This is a genomic window from Micromonospora sp. WMMD1128, from assembly GCF_027497235.1.
Taxonomy (GTDB): Bacteria; Actinomycetota; Actinomycetes; order Mycobacteriales; family Micromonosporaceae; genus Micromonospora.
Genome location: NZ_CP114902.1, coordinates 681,326 through 692,304, shown reverse-complemented (window position 1 = coordinate 692,304; position 10,979 = coordinate 681,326). Strand labels below are relative to the sequence as shown.

Genomic DNA, 10,979 nt, shown 5'->3' with positions numbered 1-10,979 from the left:
CGCACCCGATGAGTGGAACGGTATGGGTGTCAAACGGGACCGGAGACACCCACGGCGTTCCACTCGCCCGGCCCGCACCCGATGGGTGGAGCGGGAGGGGTGTCAACCAGGGCGGGACCCGGGCCGGAGCGGGGCAGGCCGGGGCTGGGCGGGACCAGGGCGGGAACGGAAGCAGGGGCGGGACGGAAGCAGGGGCCAGACGGAAGCAGGGGCCAGACGGAAGCAGGGGCCAGACGGAAGCAGGGGCCAGACGGAAGCAGGGGCCAGACGGAAGCAGGGGCCAGACGGGAGCGGGGGCGCGTCAGGTGAGGCGGGCGTCGATGAGGTCGAGGGCGGCGGGCACGCTGTCGGCGACCATCACCAGGTCGAGTGCGGCCGGCTTGAGGAAGTGGCGGTCGGCCAGGGTGCCGAGCCAGTCGAGCAGCGGCCGGTAGAACCCGTCCGCGTCGACGAGCACCATCGGCTTGGTGTGCAGGGCCAGGGTGGCCGTGGTCCAGACCTCGAACAGCTCGTCGAGCGTGCCCAACCCGCCGGGCAGCGTGACGAACGCGTCCGACTTGTCGACCATCATCGTCTTGCGGCTCGCCATTCCGTCGGTGACGAGCAGTTCGTCGGCGGCCAGGTCGGCCGCCTCCAGGACGACCAGGGGCTGCGGGATGACTCCGATCGTGCGTGTTCCGGCGGCCCGGGCGCCGTCCGCCACCGCGCCCATCATGCCGACGCAGCCACCGCCGCTGACCAGGGTGTGCCCGCGTCGGGCCAGCTCGGTGCCGGTCTCGGTGGCAAGCGCCAGCCAGCGGTCGTCGAGGGTACGGGAGGACGCGCAGAACACGCAGATGTTTGCCATGTCAGCGCCGACCCGTCGGGCCCTCGGGGGCGGCCTCGGCGGCGGCCCGCTGGTCGGCGGCCACGCGGGCGACCGCCTCCTCGCGGACCGCCTCCTGCTCGGCGGAGAGCACCGCCTCGGCCTCGACGATGTGCCGGACCGCCTCGTTGACGTCGTCGGTGACGCAGATCAGGTCGAGGTCGCCCGACCCGATCTTGCCGTCGGCGGCCATCCGGTCGCGTAGCCAGTCGAGCAGGCCGCCCCAGTAGTCGGCGCCCATCAGCACGACCGGGAACCGGGTCACCTTGCCGGTCTGCACCAGGGTGAGCGCTTCGAAGAGCTCGTCCATGGTGCCGAACCCGCCGGGCAGGACCACGAACGCCTGGGCGTACTTGACGAACATGGTCTTGCGGGCGAAGAAGTAGCGGAAGTCGATGGCGAGGTCGACCCAGTCGTTGAGGCCCTGCTCGAACGGCAGCTCGATGCCGAGCCCGACGGAGAGGCCGCCGGCCTCCCCGGCGCCCCGGTTGGCGGCCTCCATCACGCCCGGGCCGCCGCCGGTGATCACCGCGTAGCCGGCTCGGGCCAGGGCACCGCCCAACTCCTCGGCCAGGCGGCACTCCGGGCTGTCGGGTTTGCTGCGGGCCGAACCGAAGACGCTTACCGCGGGCGGCAGGTCGGCGAGCGTGTCGAACCCCTCGACGAACTCGGAGAGGATTCGCAGGGCCCGCCAGGCGTCCTTGGTCTTCCAGTCGCTGCGCCCCCGGGAGTCGAGCAGCCGCTGATCTGCGGTACTGTTAGGAATCGCTCGATTGCGCAGCGTGACCGCGCCGCGGTGCCGCTCCCCCCGCGGCAGCCCCTGCTCAGCCGGCTTTCTGCTGCTCTCAGTCATGGGGCCACCGTAGTGGAGCACCGGCGGGGCGGCGCGTAGACGGGCCTGCCGGAGAAAATCTTCGCGATCAAGGCAACTTTTTCGGTGGCGGGCACGTCTTACTATTCACATACCCGGTATGCCCGGGGCGACGCGCCTTCGGGGGAGGAGCAAGCGTTTGATCAGCAACAGCGAGATGATCCGGATCCGCCGGCAGATGCAGCGGCGGATCCACGACGTGGTGGCCGAGCGTCGTCGGGCCCGGATGATGGAGGCCCACCGCGCCGAGCCGGCCGCCGAGACCGACGAGGCGGACACGTCGCTGTCTTCGAGCGTCTGACGATCCGGGGCCCCGCGACGCCGCGCGTGGGCTCCGGATCGTCGGTACGTCAGGCCGAGGCGAGCCAGCGGTGCAGGGTGGCCGCGCCGTCACGGATCTTGGTCAGTTCGACGTGCTCGTCCCTGTGGTGGGCCAGGTTCGGGTCGCCAGGGCCGAAGTTGAGCGCCGGGATGCCCAGGGCCGCGAACCGGGCCACGTCCGTCCAGCCCAGCTTGCCGATCGGGGCGGCGCCGACCGCGGCCAGGAACTCCTGCGCCACCGGGTTGTCCAGCCCCGGGGCCGCCCCGGCAGCCGCGTCGGTGACCCGCAGGTCGAAGCCGGCGAAGACCTCGCGCAGGTGCGCCTCGGCCGTCACCGGATCGCGGTCCGGGGCGTACCGGTAGTTGATCTCGATCTCGCAGAGGTCGGGGATGACGTTGCCGGCCACCCCGCCGTGGATCCCGGTGGCGTTGAGCCCCTCCCGGTAGTCGCAGCCCTCGATGGTCACCCGACGTGCCTCGTACGCGCCCAGGCGGCGCAGCACCTCGCCCGCGCCGTGGATGGCGTTCACCCCGTGCCAGGAACGCGCCGCGTGGGCCCGCTCGCCGCGCGTGGTGACGACCGCCCGCATGGTGCCCTGGCAGCCCGCCTCGACGATCCCGTACGTGGGCTCCAACAGCACCGCGAAGTCGGCCCGCAACCACTCGGGGTGGCTCTCCCCCACCAGGGTGAGGCCGTTGTAGCGCGACTCGATCTCCTCGGCCTCGTAGAAGAAGTAGGTGACGTCGTAGCGCGGGTCGGGCAGCGTCACCGCCAGGTGCAGCGCGAACGCCACCCCCGACTTCATGTCCGAGGTGCCGCAGCCGTACATCAGGTCGCCGCGCATGGTCGACGGGAAGTTGTCGTTGAGCGGAACGGTGTCCAGGTGGCCGGCGAGCACCACCCGCTGCGCCCGGCCCAGCTCGGTGCGGGCCATCACCGTGTTCGAGTGTCGATAGGTGCGCAGGTGCGGTACGCCGCGCAGCACCTCCTCGACGCAGTCGGTGATCGCCTTCTCGTTCAGGGAGACCGACTCGATGTCGACCAGGGCGCGGGTGAGCGCCACCGGATCGGCCAGGACCTCGGGGGTCAACGGGTTCTGCATGTATCGCACGGTACCGTCATCGTCGGTGGGTGCGAGGCACACGTTCCGCGCCCACGGCCGCGAGCAGCGGCGGACGCCGCCGCCGGAACGAGAGGTGACACCGTGACGTCCGCACCATCCGCCTGGGGCATCGGCCTGGCCACCGTCACCGCCGACGACCAGGTGCTCGACGCCTGGTACCCGACCGGCAAGCTGGGGCTCGGCGAGCTGCCCCTGGTGCCCGGGGAGGACCAGGCCGACGTGCTGGACCTGCCGCCGGGCGCGATCGGCGAGCGGGCGCTGCCCGGCCTGCGTACCGTCGAGGTGACCACGGTGATCGGCTCGCTCGACGACCCGATCAAGGACGCCGCCGACGCGTACCTGCGGTTGCACCTGCTCTCCCACCGCCTGGTGCGGCCCAACGAGCTGAACCTCGACGGCATCTTCGGCAAGCTGGCGAACGTGGCCTGGACCTCGGCCGGCCCGTGCCCGCCGGAGCGGGTGGACGAGCTGCGCGTCATCGAGCGGGCCGCGGGCCGCCACCTGGCGGTGTACGGGGTGGACAAGTTCCCCCGGATGACCGACTACGTGGTGCCGGCCGGCGTGCGGATCGCCGACGCGGACCGGGTCCGGCTCGGCGCGCACCTGGCCGCCGGCACCACCGTGATGCACGAGGGCTTCGTCAACTACAACGCCGGCACGCTCGGCGCCTCGATGGTGGAGGGGCGGATCGTGCAGGGCGTGGTGGTCGGCGACGGCTCCGACATCGGCGGCGGCGCCTCGATCATGGGGACGCTCTCCGGCGGCGGCACCGAGAGGGTGCGGATCGGCGAGCGAAGCCTGGTCGGCGCGAACGCCGGCGTCGGGATCACCCTCGGCGACGACTGCGTGGTGGAGGCCGGCTGCTACATCACCGCCGCCTCGAAGATCAGCCTGCCGGACGGCCGGGTGGTCAAGGCCCGCGAGCTGTCCGGCGTGGACGGGTTGCTGTTCTGGCGCAACTCGGTGAGCGGCGCGCTGGAGGCCAGGCCGCGGACCGGCCGGGGCATCGAGCTGAACGCCGCCCTGCACGCGAACTGACCACCCGCCGGGCCCGCGACGCGAGGTCGCGGGCCCGGACGGGCGGGCTCACCGCAGGCGGTACGCCTGGATGATCCGCTGGGTCACGGTGTTGCCGGCGTCGTCCCGGGCGGAGGCCCGCAGCGACACGTAGCCGGGGCCGGCCGGGTGCTTGACGGTGGCCGTCCAGCCGCCGCCCCGCTTCGTCACGGTCGCCTTCCGCCACGTCTTCCCACCGTCGTAGGAGACGTCGACGGTGAGCGCCGTGACCTTGCCGGACGGCGCGCCCGGCTGGCGTTGCACCGCCACCGGGACGGTGAACGTCCGGCCGGCCGGCGCGGCGCCGTCCGCCGACAGCGGCGGGGTGAACCGGACCGCCATCGCCGGCAGCCGCGCCGGCTCGTCGCCCGGCACCCGCTTGGAGCGGAACGTCCAGCTCGCCGAGACCTCGGTGCTCAGGTCCGTGAAGCTGCGCGTCGCCGTGGTGTCGAGCCGGTAGTTCGCCGCACCAGGGGGCACCTCGAACTCGCCGTACCCGGCGCCGGCCTCCGCACCGACCAGCTTGCCGTTGCGGTAGAGCGCGGTGCGTGCCGTGTCGGTGAGCGAGAAGCCCTGGTGACCGGCCGCGTCACTGTGTGTCGGCAGCGAGACCAGGACCGTGTCCCCGGTGCGGGTGATGCCCTCCTCGGGGAAGCGCGGCTGCGGCGCGAAGGACGGGCCGTACGGCGCGTTGTTCCAGACCTCGGAGTAGGCGTGGCCGGCCTGGTAGCGGGTCGGCCCGGCCGACAGCAACGCCTGCGGCTCCAGCCATCCGTTGTCCGGGTTCGGCTGGCCGAAGTCGTGCTCGAAGCTCCAGCGGGTGCGGTCGGTGCTGAGGTGTTCGATCCGCTTCCCCGGCACCTGGGCCGGCAGGATGATCGCCGAGCCGCCCATGTTGTAGTCGAGTTCCGGGTAGATGGTCCGCTCGTTGGCCAGCCCGGCGTAGCCGTTGTCGAACCGGCTGGTGACGGTCGCCAGATCGGCCTGTCGGTAGTGCCTGACGAACCCGGTGGGGAACCGGCCGGGGAACACGTCGCTCAACCCGTAGAAGTACGGGCTGCGTTCCGGCGCGGTCGGTTCGGTCCACTGGCTGGCCAGTGCGCCGACGAAGACCTTGTCGGAGACGTTGCGGCCGAGCTGGGCCGAGTAGAGGCCGTCGAACCGGTCCGTCAGGAGCCCGAAGGTGGCGTAGAAGTCACCGACGTTCCAGGCGGCGCTGATGTCGATCAGCAGCGGGGCCGCGCCGCGCTGCGGCACCGTGGTGCGGACCGGCTTCGCCCGCCGGGCGTCCAGGGTGAGCCGCTGGTTCCCGGTCACCGCCAGCTCCGGCTGGGTCAGCGTGGAGACCTCCGACCAGCCCTCGTCGCCGTCCACGAAGAGCAGGCTCTGCACCCCGTACCGGCCCTTGGGCACCCGGATCGTGGTCTCGGCGGCGCCGAACACGTCCCGGACCGAGCCGTCGTCGAGCCCGATCAGGGTGGTGTAGTAGCTGTCGGTGGGCGCGCCGGCCCGGTTCCGGTGGGTCACGGTCAGCTCGTAGCTCTCCACCTCCCGGTTGACCGCCAGCGGGGTCACCGCGACGGTGTCGCCGGATCGGGCGACGAGCCGACCGGTCCAGTAGCCGTCGACGCCGAGCCGGGTGTCCACCACGACGGTGGCCTGGGCGGTGCCGCCGGCCGGGACGGTGAGCCGGGAGTCGCTGAGGGTGAGCATGCCGGCCGGCGCGGACCGCCCGCCCGGGCCGGCGAACTCGGTGCCCAGGTCGAGGGTGAGCGGGGCGGCGCCGTCGTTGTGGTAGGTGACGGTCTTGCTGATCGGCTTGTCGTCGGCGTGCGGCCAGAGCGCGAGGCCGAACGAGACCGAGGCGGGCTCGCTCGTCACCTGCTCGGTGATCGCGTGGGCCACGTCGACCCGGCCGGCGCCCTGCTGGAACGCGGTCTGCTCGGGGTGCGGCCGGGCCGAGGCCATCAGCGTGGCCTTGTAGCGGCCCGCGTTCCAGCCGGGGTGCTGCTGGGCGATCAGCGCCGCCGCGCCGGCCACGTGCGGGGCGGCCATCGAGGTGCCGGAGAGGGAGACGTACCCGTCCCCCACCGGGTCGCCGATCTGGCCGTGCGCGGCCCGCGCCGCCACGATCTCCACACCCGGCGCGGTGATGTCCGGCTTGATGGCCCCGTCGCCGACCCGGGGCCCACGGCTGGAGAAGACGGCGAGTTCGTCGTCCCGGTCGACCGCGCCGACCGCCAGCGCGGCGTCGGCGGTGGCCGGCGAGCCGACCGAGCCGTCGGCGCCGTCGTTGCCGGCGGAGATCACGAAGAGCGTGCCGGTCTGCGCGGTGAGCGTGTTGACCGCCTGCTCCAGCGGGTCGACCTCCGGCGTGTCGTAGCCGCCCAGGCTCAGGTTGACCACGGTGGCGTGCTGCTCGGCGGCGGCCCACTGCATGCCGGCCAGGATCGCCGAGTCGGTGCAGCCGTAGACCTCGCAGACCTTTCCGGAGAGCAGCGTGGCGTCCGGCGCCACGCCCCGGTACTTCCCGCCGGAGGCGGCGCCGCTGCCGGCGATGATCGAGGCGACGTGGGTGCCGTGCCCGACGATGTCGTCGGGGTTGGTCTCCTCGCTGAAGTTGCGCGACGCGGCGACCCTGCCGGCCAGGTCGGGGTGGGTGAGGTCGACGCCGGTGTCGAGCACCGCGACCGTCACGCCCTTGCCGGTGTATCCGGCGGACCAGGCGGCCGGGGCGCCGATCTGGGGCACGCTGTGGTCGAGCGTCAGCTGCCGCCGGCCGTCCAGCCAGATCCGGTCGACACCCCCCGCCGTGTCGAGCCGGGCGCCGGAGCGGTCCGCACCGATCGCGTGCCAGAGCGCGCCGGTGTCGGACTTGGTGGCGACGAGCGCCGCGCCGCCGATCGCCGGCAGGTCGCGGATCACCCGGGTGCCGGCGAGCGGGCTCGCGGCCCGCCGGGCCACCCCTTGGCGGTACGCGACAAGCAGTGGCACGGTGTCGCGGTGCGCGTCGTCGTAGCCGGCCGCGATCAGCCCGGTGACGTCGAACAGTCGCGGGTCGAGCCGGCCGGACCGGACCAGGGCCAGGGCGTCCTGGGGCACCACGCTGACGCCCTGCCGCTCGCGGCGGACCACGAACTGCATCCCGGTGCGATCGGCGCCGGAGCGTACCGCGATCCGGCCGGCGGGGGCGACGGTGACCTGGTCGCCGGTGATGAGGGTGACGGTGGCCGGTCGGCCGGACGTGCCCGTGTGGGCCGGTGTGCCGGTCGTCGCCGCCGGGGCGGCGGCGTGTGCGGGCACGGGCAGGCCGAGCGCCAGGCCCAGGGCGAGGCCGAGCGCGGCCAGCTTTCTGCGATTCCGGGGCAACCTTCTCTCCTTCGTGAGGCGTTTCATCGACGCATGTCACATCGATGTGGGTTACCAGCATTGCATACCGGGTATGCAATCGGAAGTCACTAATCCGACCGAACCGGCTCCAACCCTCCACCCGGCCGGGATGATCCGTCGATGACCATGAAGGACCGGATGCTGGCCGGCGAGCCGTACATCGCCGACGATCCCGCGATCATCGCCGACCTGGACCGCGCCGCCCGACTCACCGAACGCTTCAACCGCAGCTCCGCCGACGATCCGCAGGGCCGCCTCGCCGCCCTGCGCGACCTGCTCGGCTCGCTCGGCGAGGGCGCCTGGATCCGACCGCCGTTCCACTGCGACTACGGCTACCAGACCCACCTCGGGCCGCGCAGCTTCGTCAACTTCAACGCGGTCTTCCTCGACGTCGCCCGGATCACCATCGGCGCGGACGTCCAACTCGGACCGAACGTGCAACTGCTCACCGCCACGCATCCGGTGGAGCCGGAGGCCCGCCGGGCCAAGTGGGAGGCCGCCGAGCCGATCACCATCGGCGACAACGCCTGGCTCGGCGGCGGGGTGATCGTGCTCGCCGGGGTGAGCGTCGGCGACAACACGGTCGTCGGCGCCGGCGCGGTGGTGACCCGCGACCTGCCGGCGAACGTGGTGGCGGTGGGTAACCCCGCCCGCCCGATAAAAACCCTGGCCTAATTGCCTGAGCTGCCGAAACAACCCCTTCCGGGGGATGCGGATTCCGGAAATAGCGAGCACTCTGGGTAGTGGAACGCTTACTCTGGGGGACCGCGATGGAGCGCGTGCTGGAACTACGGGTGCACGGGGTGTCCAACACCCCGCCGGATCAGCTACTGGGCCTCGCCCCCGGGCCAGGGGCCGGCACTCCCCAACCCGAGCTGGTCGCCGGAGGACAGGTCACCGGGTTCTACCGCTCCACCGGCGCCGAGCGGGACGACCCGATCAACGTCGAGGCGTACAGCTGGGGGACGTTGACCTCCGGCGCGCGGACCCGGCGCGACCTGCAACGCGCCCTCTGGACGCTGCTGCTGCCCTTCGCGCTGGCGAACGTCGCGCTGCACGCCCGGGCCGGCATCCCGGCGGACCCGGACCGGGAACGCTGGGCCAGCCGGTCCGGCATCACCGCCTGGCTCATCCGGCTGTTCTGCCTGAGCCTGACCTGCACCCTGGTGGTCGCCGTGACCGGGATCGGCGTGGACCTCGTCGGCTGGCAGTGCGTGGGCCCGCAGTGCCTCGGCCAGATCCCCGGCCCGTGGGAGTTCCTCGGCAACTCCTGGTGGCGCGAGGGCACCCGGACACTCGCCCTCGGGCTGCTGCTGCCGCTGCTCGTGCTGGGCGTGATCGGGCTGCTCGCCTGGCGCACCTATCAGTACGAGGCGGAGATGCCGGCCGAGCCGCGCCCCCGGCCGGCCCGCCGCGGCGACGACCCGGCCGAGCCGGCTGACCCGGCCGAGCCGCTGGAGAACCCGCTCCAGGACCCGACGTTCTGGAACGGCGAGGGCCAGTTGCGCCGGGCCGCGGTGCTGCACCTGTGCACCGGAGCGGTGACCGCCGCCGCCGTACCCGTCGCCGCGGTGCTGATCATGGATCCGCCGCGCGGGCTGCGGGCCGCCGTCGCCTGGCCCACCGTGGCGCTGTTCGTCACCGTGGTGACGATCGCCGTGGTCGCGGTGGGCCGCCCCTGGCTCAGCCGCCGCCAGGGCGCCACCCCACTGGGTCGGTGGAGCGTCGCGGTGGCGGCGCTCACCGGGCTCGGGCTGGTCGGCACCTTCGTCCTGCTGCTGCTCCCGGAGGGTCCGGCCGGCCGGCCGCTGAGCACGTACCGGCCGCCGGTCGGATGCGCGACGACACCGGACCTCGCCGGCTGTCTCACCGCGCGCCCGCTGCCCGGCTACGAGACCGGACTCGCCTGGCTGGTCACCTACCAGGTGCTGCTGCTGGTGGCCATCGGCGCGGCCAACCGCTCCGGCCGGCGGGCGCTGACCGGACCGGTGGCCGCCGCCGTGCTGCTGCCACTCGGCGTCGCCTGGATCGAACGCGGCCTGCCCGGCCTGCCCACCGCACCGGCCGGACTACGGACCTGGATGCTCGTCGGTCCGGCCATCGCGCTCGCCGTCGCCGGGCTGCTGCTGCCCCGGCTCCGGCCCGCCGTGCCGGCCCAGCCGCTCGGCGCGTACACCGGTCTCGCCTGGCACGGCTGCGCGCCGGCGGTCATCGCCGGCTTCGGCTGGATGATGGCCGTCGCGTACTGCGCCGGGCTGCTCTACTGGGTCAGCGAACGGCTCGCCGGACCGGCCGCGCCCGCCGGCACGAGCCGCGTGACGCCGCCGCTCGCCGTCTTCTGGGCCGGACTGGCCTGCGTGGTCGGGCTGCTCACCCTGCTCGCGCTGCTGGTCCGGGCCGCGGTCCTGCTGCACGGCCTGCGCCGCGCCGAGTACGCCGGGCTGACCTCCGCCGGCGGCCTCTCCGCGCACGACCTTCGCCGCTGCCGCGACGTCAGCACCTACCGGGCGCTGCACCGGCTGGTGGGTGAACACGCGGTCCGGCTGATCGGCGGCTACGCGGCCGGGTCCGCGGTCCTGATCACCCTCTGCTGCGCCGCCACGCTCTCCGGCCACCGGCCCGGCCCGCTCTCCCCGGGCTGGCAGCTCGCCGTGCACTGGGCCGCCGAACTCGGCGACGCCGTACTCGGCTGGCTGCCGGTGGTGACGAGCGCGCTCGGCTGGCTGGTCTACCGCACCGACTCGGTACGCCGCTCGGTCGGCGTGATCTGGGACGTGTGCACGTTCTGGCCGCGGGCCGCGCACCCGCTCGCCCCGCCCAGCTACGCCGAACGCGCCGTGCCGGAACTCCAGACCCGGGTGGCCGGACTGCTGGCGCTGCCGCCCCACCACCCGGACCGGATGGACGGCGTGATCCTCTCCGGGCACAGCCAGGGCACCGTCATCTGCGCCGCGATGCTGCTGCAACTGCCCCGCCGGTGGCGGCACCGGACCTGGTTCTTCTCCTACGGCTGCCAGCTCACCCGGCTCTACGGCCGGGTCTTCCCGTCGTACTTCGGGCCGGAGCGGCTGCGCACCCTGGCCCGCGCGGTCACCTGGCCCGACGGGCATGTCGCCTGGACTAACTTCTGGCGCGACACCGACCCGCTCGGCTGGCAGGTCAGCGCCGGGCAGCGGGACGTGTCGGTGACCGACCCGGAAGCGCTGCACCCGTCCGGCGGCGAGGTCGCCGACCCGCCGATCCGCAGCCACAGCGGCTACCCGGACGCGGTGGAGTTCACCCGCGAGCGGGCCGTGGTGGCCCGACTGCTGCGCCGGAGCGTGCCGGCGCCCCGCCCGGGAGCCGGCTGACC

General features: G+C 73.3%; 8 protein-coding genes. 4 read left to right on the top strand and 4 right to left on the bottom strand.

Going from position 1 to position 10,979, the window contains the following annotated elements:
• Positions 1-301 precede the first annotated feature (301 nt).
• Together O7602_RS03425 and O7602_RS03420 are read right to left on the bottom strand one after the other, a co-directional pair.
• Positions 302-847 (bottom strand): TIGR00730 family Rossman fold protein, encoded by a 546-nt coding sequence (locus O7602_RS03425; RefSeq protein WP_281586781.1) that lies wholly within the window; start codon positions 845-847, stop codon positions 302-304.
• 1 nt (position 848) lies between these two features.
• Positions 849-1,718, bottom strand: a complete 870-nt coding sequence (locus O7602_RS03420) for a TIGR00730 family Rossman fold protein (protein ID WP_281586780.1) — start codon at positions 1,716-1,718, stop codon at positions 849-851.
• Between the two features lie 157 nt (positions 1,719-1,875).
• Here O7602_RS03420 and O7602_RS03415 point away from each other — a divergent pair, with 157 nt between their 5' ends.
• Complete coding sequence (locus O7602_RS03415; RefSeq protein WP_281586779.1) at positions 1,876-2,037, top strand: hypothetical protein; 162 nt, start codon at positions 1,876-1,878, stop codon at positions 2,035-2,037.
• A gap of 49 nt (positions 2,038-2,086) precedes the next feature.
• On the opposite strand, the gene dapE is transcribed toward O7602_RS03415, so the two are convergent.
• On the bottom strand, positions 2,087-3,160 hold the full coding sequence (gene dapE, locus O7602_RS03410; RefSeq protein ID WP_281586778.1) for a succinyl-diaminopimelate desuccinylase: 1,074 nt from the start codon (positions 3,158-3,160) through the stop codon (positions 2,087-2,089).
• A 102-nt stretch (positions 3,161-3,262) separates the two neighbouring features.
• On the opposite strand from dapE, the gene dapD reads away from it, so the two are divergent.
• Positions 3,263-4,219, top strand: coding sequence for a 2,3,4,5-tetrahydropyridine-2,6-dicarboxylate N-succinyltransferase (gene dapD, locus O7602_RS03405; RefSeq protein WP_281586777.1), 957 nt, complete (start codon positions 3,263-3,265; stop codon positions 4,217-4,219).
• Positions 4,220-4,267: 48 nt separating this feature from the next.
• Here dapD and O7602_RS03400 read toward each other — a convergent pair whose 3' ends face one another.
• Positions 4,268-7,606, bottom strand: coding sequence for a S8 family serine peptidase (locus O7602_RS03400; RefSeq protein WP_281586776.1), 3,339 nt, complete (start codon positions 7,604-7,606; stop codon positions 4,268-4,270).
• Positions 7,607-7,747: 141 nt separating this feature from the next.
• On the opposite strand from O7602_RS03400, the gene O7602_RS03395 reads away from it, so the two are divergent.
• Together O7602_RS03395 and O7602_RS03390 are read left to right on the top strand one after the other, a co-directional pair.
• Positions 7,748-8,302 (top strand): sugar O-acetyltransferase, encoded by a 555-nt coding sequence (locus tag O7602_RS03395; protein WP_281586775.1) that lies wholly within the window; start codon positions 7,748-7,750, stop codon positions 8,300-8,302.
• Positions 8,303-8,397: 95 nt separating this feature from the next.
• Positions 8,398-10,977, top strand: coding sequence for a hypothetical protein (locus O7602_RS03390; protein WP_281586774.1), 2,580 nt, complete (start codon positions 8,398-8,400; stop codon positions 10,975-10,977).
• Positions 10,978-10,979: the final 2 nt, after the last annotated feature.

Bases quoted from the DNA above. Each gene is read 5' to 3' on its own strand.
- O7602_RS03425 (WP_281586781.1), bottom strand. From the start codon at position 847: ATGGCAAACATCTGCGTGTTCTGCGCGTCCTCCCGTACCCTCGACGAC.
- dapE (WP_281586778.1), bottom strand. From the start codon at position 3,160: ATGCAGAACCCGTTGACCCCCGAGGTCCTGGCCGATCCGGTGGCGCTC.
- O7602_RS03420 (WP_281586780.1), bottom strand. From the start codon at position 1,718: ATGACTGAGAGCAGCAGAAAGCCGGCTGAGCAGGGGCTGCCGCGGGGG.
- O7602_RS03395 (WP_281586775.1), top strand. From the start codon at position 7,748: ATGACCATGAAGGACCGGATGCTGGCCGGCGAGCCGTACATCGCCGAC.
- O7602_RS03390 (WP_281586774.1), top strand. From the start codon at position 8,398: ATGGAGCGCGTGCTGGAACTACGGGTGCACGGGGTGTCCAACACCCCG.